Here is a 20193-nt window from a genome sequence, read left to right as displayed (position 1 = left end):
TCCCCCATGCCCTCACCGAGTCACCGCGCGCGGGTGCGCCGGTCCGTCGCCCTCAGCGGCGCGGTCGCCGTCGCCCTCGCGTCGTTCGGCGCTTCCGGCGCCGTCGCGGCACCCTCCTCGTCGCCCGCGGTCGTCACCGCCCCGGCGACCGCGACCGTGGGCGACGTCATCGACGTCGCGGTCTCCATCCCCGGCGCCACCGACGTCTTCGCCTTCGAGGCGGACCTCGACTTCGACCCCGCCCTCCTCGACTACGTGGACGGCTCCGCGAGGGGACCCGACGGGGGCTTCACCTCCGCCTCGGTCACCGGCGGCACCCTCACCGTGACGTCCACGCGGCTCGGCACCTCCCCCTCCCTCGAGGGCGACATCGACGCGATCACGGCGCAATTCACGGTGATCGCCGCGGGAGACGCGACGCTCGACCTCTCGTCGCTCGCGCTCGTGGGCGCGGACACCGCGGTCGTCACCGCGGAGGACGTCGACGCGACCGACCTCACGCTCGAGGCCGCAGCCGAGCCGACTCCGGAACCCTCGTCGCCCTCGCCCGAGCCGTCTCAGGAGCCCTCCGCCGCTCCGTCCGAGGAGCCCTCGGCGACTCCTGAGCCCAGCTCGGAGCCGACCGCGTCCGCCGCGCCCGTCGACGACTCGCTCTCGTCGACCGGAGCGGACATCGCGCTGCCCGTCACCCTCGCCGCACTGGCGATCGTGGCCGGTCTCGCGCTCGTGCTGCGCCGCAAGGCGGTGCAGTCGTGAACGCCGCCTCTCGTCACGCCTCAAGGAGCACCCTCATGTCCTCGTCCCCTCGCCGGCTGGCCGCCACGACCGGCGTCGTGCTGCTGACCGCGACCGCGGCAGCGTGGCCCTCCGCGGCCGTCGCGGCACCCGACTCGAGCGCGAGCATGCTCGCGCCGTACTACACCGAGCTCGACGTCACGGGCGACCTCGCGGTCGACACCGCGGACCTCGAGGTCCTCGCCGCGTCACTCGGGGCGACCGCGTCCGACCCTGCATGGGGCGACATCGCGCACGCTGATGTCGACGACGACGGCGTCATCACGGTGGCCGACCTCGCCGCCGTGTCGCAGCGCATGATCTACGACGACGGACCGTTCGAGCTGGTGGAGGCCTCGGTGGTCGACATGCAGGCGGCGATGAACGCCGGCGTGACCACCTCCGTCGAGATCACTCAGGAGTACCTCGACAGGATCGCGGCGTACGACACAACGCTCGTGGACACCTCGGGCACCGGTCGTCCGCTGCGCTCGATCATCACGACCTCGGATGTTGCTCTCGCGGCGGCCGCGCAGGCGGACGCCGTGCGTGCCGACCAGGGAATGACCAGCATGATGCTGGGCGTGCCCGTGGCCGTGAAGGACAACTACAACACGGTCGACATGCCCACCACCGCGGGCTGCGCGTGCTGGGAGAACAACCAGACCGCGACGGACGCCACGATGGTCGAAGGCCTGCGCGACGCGGGCGCGGTCATCCTGGCGAAGGCCAGCCTCGACGAGTTCGCCTACGGCTTCGTCTCGGAGTTCTCGACGGGCGAGCCCGCCGGGTCCAGCGTTCGCGTGGCGAGCCCGTACAACACGGCGCGCAGCGCGGGAGGCTCGTCCGGCGGCACGGGCGCCGCGATCTCGGCCAACCTGGCGGGGATCGGGTTTGGCACCGACACGGGCGGCTCGATCCGCGTCCCGTCGTCGTACAACCAGCTCGTGGGCGTGCGTCCCACGGTCGGCCTCGCGAGCCGCGACGGCATCGTCCCCTTGGCCCTCAGCCAGGACACCGGCGGTCCCATGACCCGCACGGTGCTCGACTCCGCCGTCGCCCTCGACGCCGTGGTCGGCATCGACCCCGCGGATCCCGTGACCGAGCGCCAGGCGGGACTCGTGCCCGAGTCCTACACGTCGTACCTCGACGAGGACGCCCTCGAGGGTGCCCGCATCGGCTACGTCGCGTCGATGCTCGGCACCAACGCGACCACCCGCAGGCTCTTCGACGAGTCCGTCGCGACGCTCGAGGCCGCCGGTGCCACGGTGGTCGAGGTCACGCCGCCGTCGGGCTTTGCCTCGGTGCTCAGCGAGGGCAGCGGCAGCACCGCCGAGTTCAAGCACGACCTCAACGAGTACATCGCGCACTTCCTCGCCCCCGAGGTGAGCCTGCGCACGCTCACGGACATCATCGCGTCCGGTCGCTTCGTGACCTCGCGGTCCGGCGTCTACGTGAGCCGTGACAACGTCACCGAGGAGACCTACCAGGCGTGGGCCGGACCCGAGGGCAGCCACACGCTGCAGCTCGCGTACGGCAAGGAGCTGGTCACCCAGATGATGGATGACCTCGACCTCGACGCGCTGGTCTACCCGAGCGGCAACCCCTACGGCACGCAGAGCACCAACCTGCGCCTCAGCCCCAACACGGGCATGCCGTCGGTCACGGTGCCGATGGGTCAGGCCATCGAGGCGGACGCCACCATCACCGGTGCGGGCGTGAACCTCGAGTGGCTGGGACGCGACTTCGACGAGGGGCCGCTGCTGGGCCTCGCGTACGCGTTCGAGACGCTCACCCAGGCCCGCACGAGCCCCGCGCTCTACGGTCCGCTGGGATAACGCGACACGACGCGAGGGGCCGGTCCGCATGGACCGGCCCCTCGTGGCATGTGTGGAGCGCTACTCGACCTGCGTGACGTGCACGGTGACGTCGAGGCCCGTCGTCGAGCCCGCGACCACACCGGTGAGCGGCGGGATGTCCGTGTACTCCCTCGCGCGCGCGACGATCACGTGGTGGTCACCCACCTCGCGGTCGTTGGTCGGGTCGAAGCCGTACCAGTCGCCCGTCCACCACTCGACCCACGCGTGTGACTCCCCCGCGACGGTCTCCCCGATCTCCGCGTCGCGCTTGGGGTGCAGGTATCCGGAGACGTAGCGTGCAGGAATCCCCACCGTCCGCAGCGCCCCGATCGCGAGGTGCGCGAAGTCCTGGCACACGCCCGAGCGCACCTCCCACGCGTCCCGCGCGGGCGTGTGGACCGTGGTGGCTCCCGGCACGTAGCGCATCTGGTCGTGCAGGTGATCGCAGATGGCACGCGCGGCGGCGTCGGGCTCGAGGCGACTGGCGGCCTCACGTGCGACCTCGGCGAGCTCCTCGGTGGGCTCGGTGACGTCGCTCACGCCCAGGTACTCGCTCAGCAGGTCCTGGAAGCGCGGGCCCGCGAGGGTGTCCCAGCTGGCACGCTCCTCACGCGCGGGAGCGCCGGCCACCTCGACCAGGCTGCGTCCCACGACGGTGAGGCTCTCGTGCGGCTGCAGCACCTCGAAGACCACCACCTCCGCCTCCCAGTAGTCGCGGTACGACGAGCGCCACGTGATGGGCGCCGCGTCGACACGCGACTCGAGCACGCGCTGGCGCGGCAGCCACGCCGGCGTGAGGCGCGCCTCGTTGTACGAGGACACCAACGGCGTCGAATACGTGAAGGTGGTGCGGTGCTCGATGCGCAGCGTGGTCACGGTGTCTCCCGTGTCATAGCGCCTCCTGGTTCCACAGCACCGTCGAGGCGGGCAGGAAGTAGCGGTCCCTGATGAGGTCCGATGCCGCGCCGCACGCGCGCTGCACCTCCCTCATCTGGCTGGGAAGGTCGTCAAGCACGTCGCGCACGTCGCGGTACTCGAGGTTGGTGCGAGCGCGTCCGAGGGCGAGCCGCGCGCGGTCCGACAGCGCGCGCGAGTTCGACGCGCCCTCGATGAGGCCGAGCGTGTCCTCGGCCTTCTGCAGGTTGTACGCGATCGAGCGGGGGAACAGCCGGTCGACCAGCAGGAACTCGGCGGCACGCTCCTCCGTCACGAGCGCGCGCACGGTCCGCAGGTACGCCTCGTGGGCGCTGCACGAGCGCAACAGAGTCGTCCAGTTGGGTCCCGAGGTTCCCTCGAAGTGGCGCGTCATGAGCAGCCGCGCGATCATGTCCGCGCGCTCGAGCGAGCGTCCCAACTCCATGAAGTGCCAGGCATCGTCCCTCGACGTGGTCGCGCTGTGCAGCCCCCACACCACCGCGGCGCGCTCGCGCACCCACACGAAGTACTCGTGGGGGCGCGCCGAGGCGCTCCAGCGCGGCAGCTGGTTGCGCGTGGTGTTGAGCGACTCCCACACCTCGGTGCTGATCACCTCGCGCGCGCGGCGCGCGTTCTCGCGTGCCGCACCCAGCGTCCAGGCGATGGACGATGCCCTCTCCGGGTCGAACGCGAGCGTCGCGAGCACATCGCGGCGCGACACGGGCGCCTCGATCTCGCAGTTCATGACCGCGAGCAGCGAGGCGTTCGCGCTCGGCTCGTCGACCCAGGGGTCCTCGAGCAGCACGTTGAGGTGCACGTCGAGCAGCCGCGCGGTGTTGTCCGCGCGCTCGACATAGCGACCGATCCAGAAGAGCGACTCCGCGATGCGGCTCAGCATGAGGGTTCCCCCTGCTGCTGTTGCTGCTGTTGCTGCTGCCCCTGCTCGACGTCGTCGGGGTGGGCCGCCTGCGGCACCGAGCCGATCCCCGCCAGCTCGACGCGCGACTCCGGCGGCGGCGTGGTGGCGCCCCTGCGCTGGCGCACGCCGCCCAGCACCCAGGTGTCCTTGGACCCGCCGCCCTGCGACGAGTTCACGATCAGCTGGCCCCGCGCGAGCGCGACGCGCGTGAGCCCGCCCGGCAGCACCCAGACGTCGTCGCCGTCGTTGACCGCGAACGGGCGCAGGTCCACGTGGCGAGGCTCGAGGCCGTCGTCGGTGAGGGTCGGCACGGTCGACAGCTGGATGACCGGCTGTGCGATCCAGCCGCGCGGGTCCTCGAGGATCTGCGCCCTCACCGCGTCGAGCTCCTGCGCGGAGGCCTTGGTGCCGATCGTCACGCCCTTGCCGCCCGCGCCGTCGACGGGCTTGACCACGAGCTCGTGGAGGCGGTCCATGACCTCGGCGCGGGCCTCGGGCTCCTCGAGGCGCCACGTGTCCACGTTGGGCAGGATCGGCTCCTCCCCCAGGTAGTAGCGCGTGAGGTCGGGCATGTACGTGTAGATCAGCTTGTCGTCCGCGACGCCGTTACCGATCGCGTTCGCGATCGTGACGTTACCGAGCCGCGCGGCGTGCACCAGCCCGGGTGCTCCGAGCGTCGAGTCGGGGCGGAAGACCACGGGGTCCAAGTAGTCGTCGTCGACGCGGCGGTAGATGACGTCGACGCGCCGCCTGCCGGCCGTGGTGCGCATGTACACGCGCCCGTTGTGGGTCTCGAGGTCGCGGCCCTCGACCAGCTCGACGCCCATGGTGCGGGCGAGCAGAGAGTGCTCGTAGTACGCGCTGTTGAAGACGCCGGGGGTGAGCACCACGATGGTCGGGTCGTCGACATCGTCGGGAGCCGACTTCGCGAGCGCGGCACGCAGGCGCTGCGAGTACTCGAGCACCGGGCGCACGCCCATCGCGCCGAACATGTCGGGGAACATCTGCGACATCGCGCGGCGGTTCGACAGCACGTAGCTGACTCCCGACGGCACCCTGACGTTGTCCTCGAGGACCCGCCAGATGCCGTGCTGGTCGCGCACCAGGTCGATTCCCGACACGTGCACCCGCACGCCGTTCGCGGGGTCGATCCCGGCGGCCGACCGATAGAAGTACTGCGAGGTAGCGATGAGGCGGCGCGGCACCACGCCGTCGTTGACGCAATGCTGCGAGCCGTACACATCCGCGAGAAAGGCCTCGAGGGTCTTCACGCGCTGCGCCACACCGGGCGAGATGATGTCCCACTCGCTAGCGCCCACGACGCGAGGGACGATGTCGAGGGGGAACGGCCGCTCCTCGCCCGCGTGATCGAACGTCACGCCCTGGGCGAGATAGGTCGAGGCGAGAGCCTCGGCCCGTGAGTAGAGGTCATCGCCGGACATCCGGTCGATCTCCGCGTACACGCGCGAGTACGGCTCCCTCACTTTGCCGTCGAGGTCGACGGCCTCGTCCCACGCCTGCACGGGCTGGTAGCCGGCCCACGGCGTGTTCGGTGACGAGGTCATGCGCCCCACACTAGCCACGGCATGTTTCCTGGCGGTGACCGGGACGTGACCGGCGCGTCAGCGTCGCCTCGCGGCACACTGCGCTGGGCTTCCGCGCGACCGTCGCCGCTGCTACGTTCGGCGTCATGGGATACCCGCGCACGCTGCTTGCCCCCGACGAGGAGATCGTCGTCGACAGCCACCCCCACTGGAAGGCTCTGATCGGCCCCGTGATCGTGGCGGCCCTCGCGGTCGCGGCGGCCGTCGTGGCCGGCATGCTCGTGACGGGATCGGACCTCACGGACACCACGCAGACCGTGATCGGCATCGCGATCGGCGTGATCCTCGCGATCGTGGTCATCTGGTGGGGCATCGCTCCGTTCATTCGCTGGTTCACCACGCACTTCGTCATCACGGACCGCCGCGTGATCTTCCGCACCGGCGTGCTGACCAAGACCGGCATCGACATCCCGCTCGCTCGCGTCAACACGGTGCAGTTCCGCCACGGCCTCATCGACCGCATGCTGCGCACCGGCACGCTCATCATCGAGTCCGCGTCCGACGACCCCCTGGAGTTCGAGGACATCCCCCACGTCGAGCGCGTCCACGCGCAGCTTTACCACCAGGTCTTTGACACCATCGACCGCGAGGACGGGCCCGCAAGGCCCACCACTCCCCCTCCCGCCTGATCCGCTCGCCGCGCGCCGGGCATCGTCCCTCCCTACATTGGGGAGCATGAGCGAACCGAACGGTCCCGACCACGCCGCGGCGGTGGCCGCGGGCTACACCTTCGACGGTCCGTCGATCACGCTCGGCGCGCTCGTGCAGGGCGGAGCCGGCAACCCCGCGGCACAGGTGCGCCTCCCACTCGCGATGATGAACCGCCACGGACTCATCGCGGGGGCGACAGGGACGGGCAAGACGCGCACGCTGCAGGGCCTCGCCGAGTCGCTGTCCGATGCCGGGGTGCCGGTCTTCGTGACGGACATCAAGGGCGAACTGTCGGGCATGGCGGTCGCGGGCGAGGCCAAGGACTTCATCGCCACGCGAGCCGCCGACATCGGCCAGGAGTGGGAGCCGCGCGCCTACCCCGTCGAGTTCTACGCGCTGGGAGAGGCCGCCGCCGGCACGGGGCTGCCGCTGCGCACGACCGTCACCGACTTCGGGCCGCTGCTGCTCGCAAAGGTGCTGGGCCTCACCGACGTCCAGGAATCCGCATTGGGGCTGGTGTTCCACTGGGCGGACACCAACGGGCTCGCGCTGCTCGACCTCAAGGACCTGCGCGCCGTGATCGCGCACCTCACGTCCGACGAGGGCAAGGCGGAGCTCAAGACGATCGGCGGGGTGTCGACGCAGACGGCGGGCGTGCTGCTGCGCGAGATCGCGAATCTTCAGGCCCAGGGCGGCGACGAGTTCTTTGGCGAGCCGGCCTTCGACACCACGGATCTGCTGCGGCTCGCGCCCGACGGCAGGGGCATCATCTCCGCGCTCGAGCTGCCGCGCCTGCTCGACCACCCGCAGCTGTTCTCGACGTTCCTCATGTGGCTGCTCGCGGACCTGTTCGCCGACCTCCCCGAGGTGGGCGACGCGGACAAGCCGCGCCTCGTGTTCTTCTTCGACGAGGCACACCTGCTGTTCGCCGATGCGTCCAAGGAGTTCCTCGCTCAGGTCACCCAGACGGTGCGGCTCATCCGCTCGAAGGGCGTGGGCGTGTTCTTCTGCACACAGACCCCCAAGGACGTGCCGGCCGATGTCCTGGGCCAGCTGGGTTCACGCATCCAACACGCGCTGCGCGCGTTCACTCCGGACGATGCCGCGGCCATGCGGGCGACCGCGCGCACCTTCCCGAATTCGCCGTACGACCTCGAGGAGGTGCTCACGACGATGGGTATCGGCGAGGCGGTGGTGACGGTGCTGAGCGACAAGGGAGCGCCGACCCCGGTCGCGTGGACGCGGCTGTGCGCGCCGCGCGGGCTCATGGATCCCGCGCCCGCTCAGGTGGTAGCCGAGGCCGTGGTGGCCTCTCCGCTCGCGCCGCGCTATGCGACGGCCGTGGATCGCGAGAGCGCGTACGAGATGCTGACCGCGCGGGCCGCGAAGGCCGCCAGCCGCGAGCCCGGGCCTTCCGCCGGGTCCTCTTCCGGGCCCTCTTCCGGGTCCTCTTCCGGGTCTCCCCGCGGCTCCTCCTCCGGGTCCTCTTCCAAGTCCTCCTCGGGGTCCTCCCGCCGCTCCGAGAAGTCGGGCGTCGAGCAGGTGCTCGAGTCGGCGCCGGTGCGCGACTTCGCGCGCACCGCGGGGCGCGAGATCGGCCGGTCGATCCTGCGGTCCGTCCTTGGCGTGCTCAAACGTTGACCGGCAGGCGGAACCCGCTTCGCGCAGAGAATCTTGCGATTTCTGGGGCGGATTCGGGCCTCGCGCATCAGATCTGCAGATTGCACTGGGATCTCAACCCAGCCCGATCGCAAAATCCTCTGCGCCAAGGCCATCGAGGCCTCGAGAATCGCAAAATCCTCTGCGCTAAGCGCAGCGCGGCCGTCCGCAGAACGTCACCCGGCCTCAGCCGGTCCAGGACCCGCCCACCAAACCCCGCCCACCAAACCCCGCCCGCCAACCCGCCGACCCACCCGCCCTTCCGCCAACCCACCCGCGCACCCCGATCCCCACCCCCTGACCCACACCCCAGACGCCTTGCTGCGCCGCATGTGCGTCACTAGCATCGTCTTCATGCCGCATCTGCGAGTCTCCGAGGCCGCCGCCCTCCTGGGCGTGAGCGACGACACCGTGCGCAGGTGGATCGACGCCGAGTCGATCCCCACGCTCAAGGACTCCGCCGGACGCCTCCTGGTCGACGGCGTCGACGTCGCGGCCTTCGCCTCCCGGGCCGCGGCGCCCGAGGACCCGACGGGCGTCGGGCGCTCGGCCCGCAACCGCTTCACCGGAATCGTCACGCGCGTGATCGCGGACGGCGTCATGGCCCAGGTCGACCTCCAGTGCGGACCGCACCGCGTCGTGTCGCTCATGAGCGCCGAGGCCGTGCGGGAGCTGGGCCTCGAGCCCGGTTCCGTCGCGACCGCGGTGGTCAAGGCGACCACGGTCATCGTCGAGACGCCGGCGGCCAAGGCGTGACCCTCACCACCCCGAGGCGCGCCGCCCGCACCGCCCGCGCCACCCACACCGCCCGCACCGCCCACGCCCGCACCGCCGGGATCGCGCTCGCGCTCGCGGGCACCGCCGCCGGCTGCGGGATCGCCCCCGGCCTCCACGCGGAGAACACCTCTCGCGAACCGTCACGCACCCTCAGCGTCTACGCCGCCGCCTCCCTCTCCGAGGTCATGGAGCGCATCGCCGATCAGTTCGAGATCGCGCACCCCGACGTCGACGTGCGCGTCACCTACGGCGGCTCCTCGGATCTGGCCGCACAGATCGCCGAGGGCGCTCCCGCCGACGTGTTCGCCTCCGCGAACACCACCCAGATGGATGCCGTGGCGGACCTGGTCGCCGTCGAGCCCCGCCTCTTCGCAAAGAACCACCTGGTCATCGCGGTACCCGCGGGCAACCCCGCGGGCGTCACGGCCCTGGCCGACCTCGAGGATCCCGCGGTCGTGTCCGTGATCTGCGCCCCGCAGGTCCCGTGCGGCGCCGCGACCGCGGAGCTCGCCGCGCTCGACGCGCTCAGGCTCGCGCCGGCCTCCGAGGAGCAGTCGGTGAGCGACGTGCTCGCGAAGGTGGCCTCGGGTCAGGCCGATGCCGGGGTGGTCTACGCGACCGACATCGCCCGGGCGGACGGCGTCGAGGCCGTGGCGATCGAGGGAACCGAGCGCGTCCTCACGCGCTATCCGATCGCGCCGCTCGACGCCGCCGCCGAGCCGACCCTCGCCTCGGACTTCGTCGACTACGTGACGGGGCCCGAGGCGCGCGCGATGCTCACCGAGTCAGGGTTCGGCGTGCCGTGACCGCGCCCCGGTGGATGATGCCGCTCGCGATCGCGGGCGCGCTCGTGGTGCTGCTGCCCCTCGCGGGACTCGTGGGCCGCGTTGAGCTCGCCGATTTGGGCGGGCTGGTGTCCTCCCCCGCCGCCGCGACCGCCCTCGGGCTCAGCCTCCGCACGGCGGCGATCGCCACGGCGCTGGTCGTGGTGCTCGGCGTCCCGCTCGCGTTCGCACTGCACGCGATGCGCGGCGCCGCGCGCGCGGTCGCGCGCGCGCTGGTACTCATCCCGCTGGTGCTGCCCCCGGTGGTCGGCGGCCTCGCGCTGCTCTACGCCTTCGGGCGTCGCGGACTGCTGGGCGAGGCCGTGGGCGGGTCCCTCGCCTTCACCACTACGGCCGTGGTCCTCGCGCAGACCTTCGTCGCCCTGCCGTTCATGGTGGTCGCGGTCGAGTCGGCGCTCGCGGCGCGCACCGGACGGCACGAGGCCGTCGCGGCGACGCTCGGCGCGTCGCGGACTCGCATTCTCGCGACCGTCACCCTTCCCGCCCTGGGCCCCGCCCTCGCGACCGGAGCTGTGCTCGCGTTTGCGCGTGCCCTCGGCGAGTTCGGCGCGACCCTCACGTTCGCGGGCTCTCTCGAGGGGGTGACGCGCACGGCGCCGCTCGAGGTCTACCTCGCGCGCGAGACCGACCCCGGCGCGGCCGCCGCCCTGTCGCTCGTGATGGTCGCGATCGCGATCGTCGTGGTCGCGGTGGCCTACCGGCCCGTGGGGTCCGCCCGATGACACCCGACGCGATGACGCCTGGCGCGATGACACTCGATTGCCACGTGGTCGTCCAGCCGCGACGCGTCGACGCCCGCCTCACGCTCGCCACCGGCCGCACGCTCGTGCTGCTGGGTGCCAACGGTGCCGGCAAGTCCACCGTGCTCGAGGCGATCGCCGGCCTGGTCCCGCTGTCCGACGGCCACGTGAGTCTCGACGGCCGCCCCCTCGCCGACGCCCGCACGTCGACGCCCGCCCGCGAGCGCGGCATCGGCCTGCTGTCCCAGGACGATGCGCTCTTTCCCACCATGTCCGTGCGCGACAACGTCGCGTTCGGGCCGCGCTCGCGCGGCGCGTCCCGGGCCGCCGCGCGCGCCACAGCGGACGACTGGCTCGCCCGGGTGGGGCTCGACGGATGCGGCGACCGCCGACCCGGCGAGCTCTCGGGCGGACAGGCGCGCAGGGTCGCCATCGCACGGGCGCTCGCCGCCGAGCCGCGCGTGCTGCTCCTCGACGAGCCCTTCGCGGGGCTCGACGTGGGGGCCGCGAGCGAGGTGCGCGCGCTGATTTCGTCGCTGCTCAAGGAGCGCACGGCCGTCGTCACCACCCACGATGCGCTCGACGCGTACGCCTTCGCGGACGACGTCGCGGTGGTGGAGGGCGGCCGCGTGGTCGAGGCCGGCGCGGCGAGCGAGGTCCTGACCCGCCCGCGGACGGCCTTCGCCGCGCGCATGGCCGCGCGCGTGCTCGTGGTGGGGACGATGCGCGGGGGCGCCCTGGTCACCGATGCCGGGGTGAGGGTGCCGGTCACCGGGGGTCCCGGTGCGGGTCGGCGGGCGGCGGTCGCGGCGCGCCCGGCCGCGGTGGCGCTCGAGGGCGATGAGGGCCCGCGCGCGCCCGGGCGCGCCTGGATCGCCGAGCACGTCACCGCCCTCGAGCCGCGCGGTGACGAGGTCCGCGTGCACGGCACGAGCCTGGCGGCGGACGTCGACCCCGCGGACGCCGCCCTCCTGTCCCTGGGGGATCGGATCGCGTTCGGAGTGCCCGCGGGGCTCGACGCCTACCCGCTCACGCCCTCGTGACCGGCGCGGGGATGTCCCCGCAATCCGTGCGTAACCGACGCGTTCCTAGACTGACCTCATGTCCCCCACCCTCGCCGGCATCCGCGTCGCGGTCGTCACGGTCTCGGATCGCTCGTTTGCGGGCGCGCGTGACGACCTCACGGGGCCGGCGCTGTGCGGCGGCCTGGCGGCGGTCGACGCTCATCTCAGCCCGCGCATCGTCCCCGACGACGCCTCCGCGATCGCCCAGGTGATCGAGGACGCCATCGCGGACGGTGCGCGCGCCGTGGTCACCACCGGCGGGACCGGAATCGGGCCGCGCGACGTCACCCCCGAAGCGACCGCGCCGCTCATCGCGGTGCCGCTGCCGGGCATCCCCGAGCTGCTGCGCCAGCGCGACGCTGGCCGCACGCCCCTCGTGGCGCTCTCCCGCGGGCTGGCCGGACTCACCGCGCACGAGCCGCCCGCGCTGATCATCAACCTGCCGGGATCGATGTCCGCGGTCGAGTCCGCGCTCGAGGTGCTGCCCGCGCTGATCGCCCACGCGATCGCGCAGGTCGACGGCGGTGACCACTGATGCCCGCGATCGCCGCCGTGTCGGACGCCCCGCTGTCCCTGGACGCCCACGTGGCGGCCGTCGCCCGTCCCTCTCACGGCGCCGTCGCGACGTTCATCGGCCTCGTGCGGGACCACGACCCGAGTGTCGAGGGCGAGGTCGTGGGGCTGGACTACTCGGCGCACCCGGACGCCGGAGCCCTGGTCGCGCGCATCGTCGCGGAGGTCGAGGCCGCGCATGGCGCGGTCATCGCGCTCACGCACCGGACGGGGCTGCTGGGGGTGGGCGACGTGGCGATTGTGGCCGCGGCGGCCTCCGCGCATCGGGCCGAGGCCTTCGCGGCGTGCCGCGAGGCCGTCGAGAGGGTGAAGGCGGAGCTGCCCGTGTGGAAGCGCGAGATCCTGGCCGACGGCTCGCACACGTGGGTGGGGGTGGTCTGATGGAGCTCATCGACCGCTACGGCCGCGTCCACCGGGACCTGCGGATCTCGCTCACGGATCGCTGCTCGCTGCGCTGCACCTATTGCATGCCCGCGGACGGGGTGCCGTGGCTCAAGTCCGCGACGCTGCTCTCCACCGAGGAACTCGTCCGCCTCACGCGTGTCGCGGTCGGGCTTGGGGTGCGGGAGGTGCGCCTCACGGGCGGGGAGCCGCTACTGCGTCCCGACGTGGTGGACGTGGTCCGCGAGCTGGCCGCGATCTCGACATCCGACGGGCCTCTCGACCTGTCGCTCACCACCAACGCGCTGCGGCTGCCGGCCCTGGCCGCGCCGCTGCGGGACGCGGGACTCGACCGCGTCAACATCTCTCTCGACACGCTGCAGCGCGCGCGGTTTATCGAGCTGACGCGCCGCGACCGGCTCGCGGACACGCTCGCGGGCATCGAGGCCGCGCGGGCCGTGGGCTTCGCACCCATCAAGCTCAACGCGCTCATCATGCGCGGCGTCAACGACGACGAGATCGCGGACCTCGTGTCCTTCGCGGTCGAGCGCGGCCTGCAGATGCGCTTCATCGAGCACATGCCCCTCGACGGCGGCCACACGTGGCGGCGCGAAGAGATGGTGACGGCCTCGGAGATCCTGGGTGCGGTCGCGACGCGCTTCGACCTGACACCGCTGGGTGCTCCCGGTAGCGCGCCGGCCGAGGAGTTCGCGATCGCGGGCACCACCGCCACGGTGGGCGTGATCGCCTCCGTGACCCGCACGTTCTGCGAGCGCTGCGACAGGGTGCGGCTGACCGCCGATGGCCAGTTCCGCAACTGCCTCTTCGCGCACGAGGAGTCCGACCTGCGCACGCTGATGCGCGAGGGCGCGGACGATGCCCGGCTTGCGGCCGCGATGCAGGCGTGCGTCGCGCGCAAGCGGCCCGGTCACGGGATCGACGACCCGAGCTTCGTGCAGCCCGACCGCCCGATGAGCGCCATCGGGGGGTAGGTGGGGCTGGTTGCTGGGGTTGGGCTCTGAGTGGGTTCAGAGCTCGGCAATGGTCGCGCGGATGTCCTTGAACATCAGCACGAGCCGCATCGGATCGCCGGGCAACTCCTGGAAGCCGCTGAGCTGGCGGAGGTAGAACTCCTTGGCTGCCTGGTCCTTCGCGTCGACCACGAGGGCGCGGCCGCCGATCTCTTCGGCTGCGGCGAGCGAGCGCATGATGGCGTCGAGCAGCAGACCACCGCCGAGACCCTTGCCCGTGTGCCGCGCATCGACGGCCAGCCGTGCGAGCACCACCACGGGAACCGGGTGTCGTCCGCCGCCAGCCCGCATGCGCGCAGTTGCGTCCTCCGCAAGCACGTGCCCTGGAGCGATCGCGGAGTACCCGACCACGCGATCGCTGCCGTGCTCCGTCACCACGGCGACGCGGGTGTGGCCGCCCCCATGAGAACTCCGAGCGTGGACACGAAGCCACGTGCTGAGTTCCTCGCTCTCGCACCGGAACTCGCTGACGTCGTGCCTCACCCCGAGGTGGACCGGTGTGGTGTAGCTGGTCACGGGCCGCCGCTGCCCTCAGCGGTCGGAGAACGGCGAGGCTCGGCGCATCAGATTGGCCAGACCCGGCACCACCTGGGCGGGCGCATCGAGCTGTTCGAGAAAGCGGTCGTACTCGACGTCGGTGAGGGTGAAGGCGGCCTGTTCGGCGAGAATCTCGTCGGCAGCGCGCCGCGCATGCTGAAGTACGAACGAGGAGAGGTCGAGGCCAGACTGCTCCGCCGCGCGACGCAGGCGCTCCTTCTCCGTGGTGGAGATCCGCACCTGCAGATGGGCGTCGCGGGCGATCGCGCTCATGATTGCCTCCAGAAGACGAACGGACTCCAGGCTACGCGCGCCGTCATGACAACGTCAATACGTAGGGCGTGCCCTGTGCCATGAAGACTTGGGGCCAGCCGGGCTTCCCAAGGGCGTGCCCTTGTGCACCGCTCGGCGAGGGACGGATGCGGGCTTCACAAGCGCTCGCGAGTCCGCTGCGCCACACGGAAACGACCATAGATGTCCCATGGGAGGCAACGGAGCGCGAAAAGCGACGGTGGGTGTCCCATAGGGCGCGCGGCGTGTGGCGGAGCCGCGGAAAAGCGCGGCACCAGAGCACGTGCGCGCGGATCAGCCCCCCGCGAAGGGCGGGAGCACGTCGACCAGATCGCCCGAGTTCAGCGGTGCCGAGTCCTCGAGCCGCTCCCCCGCCCTGAGCACCGCGCACTGCGCGATCACGCGGGGCGCGGACTCGCCGCGCGCGCCCAACGCGGCGCGGAGGTCTCCGACCGAGGCGGCGGCGATGTCCAGCTCGGGAGCGCCCACGGCCTCGGCGGCCGCGGCGAACGCACGCACGCGGATCATTCGGCGACCCAGTCGCGAGCGAGGGCCGATGCGCGGTCGCACTCCGGGGTGAGGTCGTCGCCCGCGGCGCCGCGCCGGCCCGCCGCGTAGCCCACCAGGAACGTCGCGAGCGGGGCCGCCGGTCGCACCACCGAGTGCGCGGCGTCGCGTGCCACGTCGAGCAGGGCCTGCACGTCGACATCCGCGATGTCCAGGTCGAGCTCGGTCGCGAGCGCGGCCACCCACTTCTCCAGCGTGTTCTCGGTCATCCCAGCGTCTCCTTCCAGAAGCGCGCATCATCCCAGGTATCCAGGTCACGTGAGAGGCCGGCGGTGTCCGGCACCGCGATCATCGCGAGCCCGCCCACCAGCCTACGCAACGACGCCCCGATGAGGTCTCCCTCCGCATGCGCGGCCAGCACCCGGGTGCGGTAGACCGCGACCAGCGGCTGCTCGCGGCCCTCGCCATCCACGAGCCACGCACCGTCAAAGGACGTCGCACCAACAGGGGACGCCCCGCCGTCGCCCTCGCGCGCGGCGAGCAGCGCCTGAACCGCCTGCTCCGCGCGCGGGGTGTCCACGCCGAGCACCACGGTCCAGGGCGCGGGCCCGGCCGGAGCACCAGCACCCGCACCAGCACCCCCGCCACGAGCCGCCGCGGCAAGCGCCGCGACCCCCGCCGCAACAGCGGCCGCCGGTCCCGAGCGCGGCGGGTCCTCGACGGTCCAGCCCACGCCCTCGCGCCGCGGCCCACCCACGAGCATCACGGCGCGCGCACCGGCCACGGCCGCGAGCGTGCGGTCAACCAGCGCGACGCCACCCACCACGAGCTCGGGCTTGGACGCCCCGCCCAGGCGGCTGCCCGCGCCGCCCGCGATCACCACGGCGTCCCACGCCAGCGAGGAGTCCTCAGGCACGTCGCCAGGAACCCGACTTCCCGCCGTCCTTCGCGATCAGCTTCACGTCACGGATGGACGTCATCTTGTCGAGGCCCTTGACCATGTCGACCACGTTGAGCGCCGCGATGGAGACCGCGGTGAGCGCCTCCATCTCGACGCCCGTGCGATCGGCGGTGGACACGGTGGCAACGATCGCCACGCCGTCGTCGACCACCTCGACTTCGACCGTGGCGCCGTGGACCCCGATCACGTGCGCGAGCGGCAGCAGCTCGGGGGTGCGCTTCGCTCCCGCGATGCCGGCGATCCGCGCGAGGGCCAGCACGTCGCCCTTGGGGACCGCCCCGTCGCGCAGCGCCGCGACCACGTGCGGCGCGCACTCGACAAAGCCCTGCGCGACCGCGCGGCGCACGGTCGGGTTCTTCTGGGTGACGTCGACCATGCGGACCCTGCCGTCGCCGTCCAAGTGGGTGAAGTCGCTCATGCGGTGAACCTCCTGAAGGCGAGGGTATCGCCCGGTGCGACGGCCTCCGTGCTCGCGGGCACACGGGCGATGCCATCCGCCACCGCGAGCCGTGCCACCAGGTGAGATCCCGAGCCGCCCGAAGTCGCGGGCCGCAGCGCCCCGTCCTCGATCACCACGGGCATGAGCTGCTCGCGGCCGGGCGGGCATGCCCACCCCACCGCGGCGGGCAGGGGCTCCCACGCGGGCTCGGGCACGCCCCGCAGCGCGCGCACCGCGGGGCCCACGAACAGCTCGACGCACACCGCGACGGCCACGGGATTGCCCGGCAGGGACACGACGGGCACGCCGCCGACCACACCAAGCCCCTGCGGCTTGCCGGGCTGCATCGCGACGTTCAGGAACTCGACGCCCGCACCCGCGAGGCCCTCCTTGACGGGGTCGTGGTCGCCCACGCTCGCTCCCCCGGTGGTCACCACGAGGTCCGCGCCCGCCGCGACCGCGGACTCCACCGCGCGGCGCACCGCATCGGCGCTGTCCCCCGCGATTCCCAGGTCGATCAGGACCGCGCCCAGCGCGCGCAGGCTCGCCGCCAGGGTCGTCGCGTTGGACTCGTGGATCTGCCCCGGTCCGAGCGGATCGCCGGGCGCCACGAGCTCGTCCCCCGTCACCAGGAAGGCCACCCGCGGAGCCGGCCACGCCTCGACGCGCGCGACCCCCGCGGAGGCAGCCGCCGCGAGGTGTCGCGGCCGCAACTCGACGCCAGCGCGCACCACGACGTCGCCCGACCGCGCATCCTCGCCCGCGCGACGCACATGCGCGCCATCGCGCACCGCCGCGGCGAGCACCACGTCACCACCCGAACGCGTCACGTGCTCCTGCGCCACCACCGAGTCGGCGCCGGCGGGCAGCGGCGCGCCCGTCATGATCCTCACCGCGGTCCCCGGCCCGACCGCGCCCGAGAACGGGTGCCCCGCCGCGGACTCCCCCACCACCGCGAGCGTCACCGGGGCGTCGGGCGACGCGCCCACGCAGTCCGCGGACCGCACCGCGTAGCCGTCCATCGCCGAGTTGTCGAACGGCGGGATGGCTCCCGCCGCGGTGACATCCGCGGCCAGGACCAGTCCCAGCGCCTCGCGCAGGGGGACGATGCCCGGCACCGGCGGGCGCAGCAGGCTCAGGAGGCGGGCGGCGTGGTCGTCGGCACTACGCATGGGCGCCTCCCGCGACCGGCAGCGCGCGCCACACGCCCTCGCGCGCGTCGAGCACCTGCAGCGTGCCGCGCAGTCCGCGGCCGGTGCCCGACAGCAGCACTACGGCCTGGGCCGCCATCGCGGTGCCCACCTGGCCACACAGCGGCCCAAGCACGCCGCCGCCGTCGCACACGGCAAGATCCTGCGGCGGCTCATGCGGGAAGACGTCGCGCAGCGTGCGACCCTCGTCGAACACCGTCACCTGACCGAACCAGCCCTGCACCGCGCCCCACACGAGCGGGACGCCCAGGGCGACCGCGGCATCGTTCACCGTGAGCCGGGACGGCCACGTGTCGGTGCAGTCCAGGATCAGGTCGTGACCCTCGAGCACCGCGGGAGCATCCGCGCCCAGGCGTGCGTCCAGGGCCGTCACCTCGGTGCCGGGGGCGAGGCGCGCGAGCGCCTCCGCGGCCGCCTCGACCTTGGGCCGGCCCACGTCCTCGGGGCCAAAGAGCACCTGACGATGCAGGTTGGTGACGGACACGCGGTCCGAGTCGATCAGCGTGAGGCGTCCCACGCCCGCGGCCGCCAGATACAGCGCGGCCGGGCAGCCGAGGCCGCCCGCCCCGACCACCGCCACCCGCGCGCGCGCGAGCGCGTCCTGGCCCGCCGCACCGAAGCCCTCGAGGGCGCGGTGGCGGACGAATGCGTCAGCTTCCACCCGCGTCACGGTACCGGTCGAGCACGATCTCCACGAGCCGCGGGTGCGGGGCGAGGGGGCCGGTCACGTAGTCCGCGCCCGACTCCCCCAACCTCTTCTGGAAGAAGCCGGGCGCGAGCAGGAAGGATGCCACCGCGACCACGCCGTCCTCGCCATACTTGCGGGCCTCCGTCACGGCATCGGCCACCGTGGGATGAATGCCCGCCGCGTAGCCGATGCGCACGGGACCGTCCCAGCGCGCGCGCAGCATCTCGGCGGCGGCGGCGGTGTCCGCCTGGCTGCGCGGATCGGAGGATCCGGCCGCGGCCAACACGAGCGTCGCGGTGTGCGGCACCCCGGCCTCATGGACCCGCTCCATCACGATGTCGATGAGCCGCGGGTCCGGGCCCAGGGCGGTCGCGGACACGATGTCGGTGCGGTCCTCGATGGCCTCGGCGATGTCGTGATAGACGTGATAGCCGCCCGCGAGCAGCAGCGGCACCACGACAGCCGTGGTCCCGTCGGTTTCCTCGAGCTCCGCGACCACGTCCGACACGTAAGGCCCGTGGACGTCGACGTACGCCTCGCGGACGTCGTGTGCGGGCAGCGCGGCCCGGACGTCCTCGACCAGCCGCCGAATGGTCGCCTGGCCGTCCGCGTCGCGCGTGCCGTGCGCGCAGCCGATGAGGATGCTCATGCCGCGCTCACCGCGAGAGCGTAGCCTCGCTTGACCACCGTGCGGACGAGGGTGGGTGCACCCGAGTTCTCGCGCAGCCGGTTGATCGCGGCCTCGACGGCATGCGGGCCAGCCTGCGCTCCCGGCAGGATCGCGGCGAGCTGCTCGCGCGTGAGCACGTTGCCCTTGGCCCTCGCGAGCGCACGCAGGATCTCGAGCCCGGTGGGCGTGAGCGGCAGCACCCTGCCGTCGAGCACCGCCGTGGTGGCCCTCATGACCAGGGGTCCGTCGGGGGTGGGCGTGCCCACCGCGGTCTCGGTGAAGTCCTGCACGAGCATGCGCACGAGCGCCCCCAGGCGCCAGCGATCCGGATACTGCACCACGAGTCCCGCCTCCTCGAGTGGCGCGGCGGTCACGGGACCCACCGCTGCGATGACCAGCTCGCCGGTTGCGGCGCGGGCCGCGATCGCGTCGAGCACACCCTGCTGGCGCGCGGTCGTGATCCACGAGTCGGCGCCGGGGGCCGAGGTGAAGAGCACGGCGTCCGCCCCGCCCGTCGCCGCCTGGTCGATCCACTCGAGGTGGACCTCGGGCTGCAGCGGCGGCCCCCAGCCGTACACGAGCAGGCTCTGCACGTCGGCGCCGGCCTCCGTGAACGCCTCGTCCAGTCCATCGGAGCCATTGCCGTGGTGCTGCACGGCCACGCGCAGGCCCTCCACGCCCTCGGCGAGCAGATAGTCGCGCAGTTCAGCGGCGGTCTCGGATTCCGCGACCCAGTCGGCCTCGAGGCCCGCGGCCTGGATCGCGCCGCGCGCCTTGGGCCCGCGCGCCACCAGGCGCGCCCCGCGCAGGGCGTCGATGAGCGGCTCGGCCAGGCCCGCGGCATCGGCCGCCTCGATCCAGCCCCGGAAGCCGATGCCCGTGGTCGCGACCACCACGTCGGGCGGCGCCGCGATCAGCGCGCGCGTGTCCGCCACCAGCCGCGCATCGTCGAGATGAGGAATCGTGCTCAGCGCGGGCGCGTGCTTGACGATCGCCCCGCGGCGCTCCAGTGCCGAGGCCAGCTCCCTCTTCCGCCGATCCGCCGTGATCACCATCACGCATCCCGCCAGCGGCTCTCCCCCAACTGACATCGAGAC

At 72.7% G+C, this 20193-nt stretch carries 24 protein-coding genes; 11 read left to right on the top strand and 13 right to left on the bottom strand.

The features are described from left to right. Positions 1–6 precede the first annotated feature (6 nt). Both ABEA62_RS11665 and ABEA62_RS11660 read left to right on the top strand, forming a co-directional pair. Positions 7–756, top strand: a complete 750-nt coding sequence (locus ABEA62_RS11665; protein ID WP_345380245.1) for a cohesin domain-containing protein — start codon at positions 7–9, stop codon at positions 754–756. A gap of 35 nt (positions 757–791) precedes the next feature. Beyond that, complete coding sequence (locus tag ABEA62_RS11660) at positions 792–2612, top strand: amidase family protein (RefSeq protein WP_286215620.1); 1821 nt, start codon at positions 792–794, stop codon at positions 2610–2612. A gap of 60 nt (positions 2613–2672) precedes the next feature. Here ABEA62_RS11660 and ABEA62_RS11655 read toward each other — a convergent pair whose 3' ends face one another. From ABEA62_RS11655 to ABEA62_RS11645, 3 genes are read right to left on the bottom strand one after another with little or no spacing between them, the layout of a single operon-like run. Next, on the bottom strand, positions 2673–3509 hold the full coding sequence (locus tag ABEA62_RS11655; protein ID WP_286215619.1) for a transglutaminase family protein: 837 nt from the start codon (positions 3507–3509) through the stop codon (positions 2673–2675). A 13-nt stretch (positions 3510–3522) separates the two neighbouring features. Next, entirely contained in the window at positions 3523–4446 is a 924-nt protein-coding gene (locus ABEA62_RS11650; protein ID WP_286215618.1) for an alpha-E domain-containing protein, read from the bottom strand. After that, positions 4440–6032 carry a circularly permuted type 2 ATP-grasp protein gene (locus ABEA62_RS11645; protein WP_345380242.1) on the bottom strand — a complete coding sequence of 531 codons (1593 nt, stop codon included), beginning with the start codon at positions 6030–6032 and terminating at the stop codon, positions 4440–4442. The genes ABEA62_RS11650 and ABEA62_RS11645 overlap by 7 nt, the downstream gene beginning before the upstream one ends. A gap of 125 nt (positions 6033–6157) precedes the next feature. Here ABEA62_RS11645 and ABEA62_RS11640 point away from each other — a divergent pair, with 125 nt between their 5' ends. The 9 genes from ABEA62_RS11640 to moaA all read left to right on the top strand — a co-directional run bounded on the left by ABEA62_RS11640 (position 6158) and on the right by moaA (position 13753). Beyond that, a complete protein-coding gene (locus ABEA62_RS11640; RefSeq protein WP_345380240.1) occupies positions 6158–6700 on the top strand; it encodes a PH domain-containing protein in 543 nt (180 codons plus the stop codon). Between the two features lie 46 nt (positions 6701–6746). Beyond that, complete coding sequence (locus ABEA62_RS11635; protein ID WP_286216637.1) at positions 6747–8363, top strand: helicase HerA-like domain-containing protein; 1617 nt, start codon at positions 6747–6749, stop codon at positions 8361–8363. A gap of 372 nt (positions 8364–8735) precedes the next feature. Continuing rightward, positions 8736–9137, top strand: coding sequence for a TOBE domain-containing protein (locus ABEA62_RS11630; protein WP_286215617.1), 402 nt, complete (start codon positions 8736–8738; stop codon positions 9135–9137). Next, positions 9134–9964 carry a molybdate ABC transporter substrate-binding protein gene (modA, locus tag ABEA62_RS11625; RefSeq protein WP_286215616.1) on the top strand — a complete coding sequence of 277 codons (831 nt, stop codon included), beginning with the start codon at positions 9134–9136 and terminating at the stop codon, positions 9962–9964. The genes ABEA62_RS11630 and modA overlap by 4 nt, the downstream gene beginning before the upstream one ends. Positions 9965–9978: 14 nt before the next feature. After that, a complete protein-coding gene (gene modB, locus ABEA62_RS11620; RefSeq protein ID WP_345380254.1) occupies positions 9979–10725 on the top strand; it encodes a molybdate ABC transporter permease subunit in 747 nt (248 codons plus the stop codon). Continuing rightward, the gene (locus ABEA62_RS11615) at positions 10722–11786 is read left to right on the top strand and encodes a sulfate/molybdate ABC transporter ATP-binding protein (RefSeq protein ID WP_345380233.1); all 1065 of its coding nucleotides are present in this window, start codon (positions 10722–10724) and stop codon (positions 11784–11786) included. The genes modB and ABEA62_RS11615 overlap by 4 nt, the downstream gene beginning before the upstream one ends. Positions 11787–11844: 58 nt before the next feature. After that, entirely contained in the window at positions 11845–12342 is a 498-nt protein-coding gene (locus ABEA62_RS11610) for a MogA/MoaB family molybdenum cofactor biosynthesis protein (RefSeq protein ID WP_286215614.1), read from the top strand. Beyond that, positions 12342–12761: a molybdenum cofactor biosynthesis protein MoaE gene (locus ABEA62_RS11605; RefSeq protein WP_286215613.1), complete on the top strand. Its 420-nt coding sequence runs from the start codon at positions 12342–12344 to the stop codon at positions 12759–12761. Before ABEA62_RS11610 ends, ABEA62_RS11605 begins: the two co-directional genes overlap by 1 nt. After that, complete coding sequence (gene moaA / locus ABEA62_RS11600; RefSeq protein ID WP_345380230.1) at positions 12761–13753, top strand: GTP 3',8-cyclase MoaA; 993 nt, start codon at positions 12761–12763, stop codon at positions 13751–13753. The genes ABEA62_RS11605 and moaA overlap by 1 nt, the downstream gene beginning before the upstream one ends. 36 nt (positions 13754–13789) lie before the next feature. Here the strand turns inward: moaA and ABEA62_RS11595 are convergent, their stop codons facing one another. The 10 genes from ABEA62_RS11595 to ABEA62_RS11550 all read right to left on the bottom strand — a co-directional run bounded on the left by ABEA62_RS11595 (position 13790) and on the right by ABEA62_RS11550 (position 20187). After that, the gene (locus ABEA62_RS11595) at positions 13790–14308 is read right to left on the bottom strand and encodes a GNAT family N-acetyltransferase (RefSeq protein ID WP_345380228.1); all 519 of its coding nucleotides are present in this window, start codon (positions 14306–14308) and stop codon (positions 13790–13792) included. Positions 14309–14323: 15 nt separating this feature from the next. After that, a complete protein-coding gene (locus ABEA62_RS11590; protein ID WP_286215610.1) occupies positions 14324–14602 on the bottom strand; it encodes a type II toxin-antitoxin system TacA family antitoxin in 279 nt (92 codons plus the stop codon). A 312-nt stretch (positions 14603–14914) separates the two neighbouring features. Then, complete coding sequence (locus ABEA62_RS11585) at positions 14915–15148, bottom strand: MoaD/ThiS family protein (RefSeq protein WP_286215609.1); 234 nt, start codon at positions 15146–15148, stop codon at positions 14915–14917. Further along, positions 15145–15396, bottom strand: coding sequence for a DUF6457 domain-containing protein (locus ABEA62_RS11580; protein ID WP_286215608.1), 252 nt, complete (start codon positions 15394–15396; stop codon positions 15145–15147). Before ABEA62_RS11580 ends, ABEA62_RS11585 begins: the two co-directional genes overlap by 4 nt. Next, positions 15393–16043, bottom strand: a complete 651-nt coding sequence (mobA, locus tag ABEA62_RS11575) for a molybdenum cofactor guanylyltransferase (protein ID WP_345380224.1) — start codon at positions 16041–16043, stop codon at positions 15393–15395. Before mobA ends, ABEA62_RS11580 begins: the two co-directional genes overlap by 4 nt. Continuing rightward, positions 16036–16506 (bottom strand): cyclic pyranopterin monophosphate synthase MoaC, encoded by a 471-nt coding sequence (gene moaC, locus ABEA62_RS11570; RefSeq protein WP_345380222.1) that lies wholly within the window; start codon positions 16504–16506, stop codon positions 16036–16038. Before moaC ends, mobA begins: the two co-directional genes overlap by 8 nt. Continuing rightward, entirely contained in the window at positions 16503–17699 is a 1197-nt protein-coding gene (locus tag ABEA62_RS11565) for a molybdopterin molybdotransferase MoeA (protein WP_286215606.1), read from the bottom strand. Before ABEA62_RS11565 ends, moaC begins: the two co-directional genes overlap by 4 nt. Then, the gene (locus ABEA62_RS11560; RefSeq protein ID WP_286215605.1) at positions 17692–18399 is read right to left on the bottom strand and encodes a HesA/MoeB/ThiF family protein; all 708 of its coding nucleotides are present in this window, start codon (positions 18397–18399) and stop codon (positions 17692–17694) included. The genes ABEA62_RS11565 and ABEA62_RS11560 overlap by 8 nt, the downstream gene beginning before the upstream one ends. Beyond that, on the bottom strand, positions 18389–19075 hold the full coding sequence (locus tag ABEA62_RS11555) for a sirohydrochlorin chelatase (RefSeq protein ID WP_286215604.1): 687 nt from the start codon (positions 19073–19075) through the stop codon (positions 18389–18391). The genes ABEA62_RS11560 and ABEA62_RS11555 overlap by 11 nt, the downstream gene beginning before the upstream one ends. Then, positions 19072–20187 (bottom strand): uroporphyrinogen-III synthase, encoded by a 1116-nt coding sequence (locus ABEA62_RS11550; protein ID WP_286215603.1) that lies wholly within the window; start codon positions 20185–20187, stop codon positions 19072–19074. The genes ABEA62_RS11555 and ABEA62_RS11550 overlap by 4 nt, the downstream gene beginning before the upstream one ends. Positions 20188–20193: the final 6 nt, after the last annotated feature.

This window comes from Demequina sediminis (assembly GCF_039545075.1).
In the GTDB taxonomy this organism is placed as follows: domain Bacteria; phylum Actinomycetota; class Actinomycetes; order Actinomycetales; family Demequinaceae; genus Demequina; species Demequina sediminis.
This window is presented reverse-complemented; position numbering and strand designations above follow the sequence as displayed.

Bases quoted from the DNA above. Each gene is read 5' to 3' on its own strand.
- ABEA62_RS11665 (WP_345380245.1), top strand. From the start codon at position 7: ATGCCCTCACCGAGTCACCGCGCGCGGGTGCGCCGGTCCGTCGCCCTC.
- ABEA62_RS11660 (WP_286215620.1), top strand. From the start codon at position 792: ATGTCCTCGTCCCCTCGCCGGCTGGCCGCCACGACCGGCGTCGTGCTG.
- ABEA62_RS11650 (WP_286215618.1), bottom strand. From the start codon at position 4,446: ATGCTGAGCCGCATCGCGGAGTCGCTCTTCTGGATCGGTCGCTATGTC.
- ABEA62_RS11645 (WP_345380242.1), bottom strand. From the start codon at position 6,032: ATGACCTCGTCACCGAACACGCCGTGGGCCGGCTACCAGCCCGTGCAG.
- ABEA62_RS11640 (WP_345380240.1), top strand. From the start codon at position 6,158: ATGGGATACCCGCGCACGCTGCTTGCCCCCGACGAGGAGATCGTCGTC.
- ABEA62_RS11635 (WP_286216637.1), top strand. From the start codon at position 6,747: ATGAGCGAACCGAACGGTCCCGACCACGCCGCGGCGGTGGCCGCGGGC.
- ABEA62_RS11630 (WP_286215617.1), top strand. From the start codon at position 8,736: ATGCCGCATCTGCGAGTCTCCGAGGCCGCCGCCCTCCTGGGCGTGAGC.
- modB (WP_345380254.1), top strand. From the start codon at position 9,979: ATGATGCCGCTCGCGATCGCGGGCGCGCTCGTGGTGCTGCTGCCCCTC.
- ABEA62_RS11615 (WP_345380233.1), top strand. From the start codon at position 10,722: ATGACACCCGACGCGATGACGCCTGGCGCGATGACACTCGATTGCCAC.
- ABEA62_RS11610 (WP_286215614.1), top strand. From the start codon at position 11,845: ATGTCCCCCACCCTCGCCGGCATCCGCGTCGCGGTCGTCACGGTCTCG.
- ABEA62_RS11605 (WP_286215613.1), top strand. From the start codon at position 12,342: ATGCCCGCGATCGCCGCCGTGTCGGACGCCCCGCTGTCCCTGGACGCC.
- moaA (WP_345380230.1), top strand. From the start codon at position 12,761: ATGGAGCTCATCGACCGCTACGGCCGCGTCCACCGGGACCTGCGGATC.
- ABEA62_RS11590 (WP_286215610.1), bottom strand. From the start codon at position 14,602: ATGAGCGCGATCGCCCGCGACGCCCATCTGCAGGTGCGGATCTCCACC.
- ABEA62_RS11585 (WP_286215609.1), bottom strand. From the start codon at position 15,148: ATGATCCGCGTGCGTGCGTTCGCCGCGGCCGCCGAGGCCGTGGGCGCT.
- ABEA62_RS11580 (WP_286215608.1), bottom strand. From the start codon at position 15,396: ATGACCGAGAACACGCTGGAGAAGTGGGTGGCCGCGCTCGCGACCGAG.
- moaC (WP_345380222.1), bottom strand. From the start codon at position 16,506: ATGAGCGACTTCACCCACTTGGACGGCGACGGCAGGGTCCGCATGGTC.
- ABEA62_RS11565 (WP_286215606.1), bottom strand. From the start codon at position 17,699: ATGCGTAGTGCCGACGACCACGCCGCCCGCCTCCTGAGCCTGCTGCGC.
- ABEA62_RS11555 (WP_286215604.1), bottom strand. From the start codon at position 19,075: ATGAGCATCCTCATCGGCTGCGCGCACGGCACGCGCGACGCGGACGGC.
- ABEA62_RS11550 (WP_286215603.1), bottom strand. From the start codon at position 20,187: ATGTCAGTTGGGGGAGAGCCGCTGGCGGGATGCGTGATGGTGATCACG.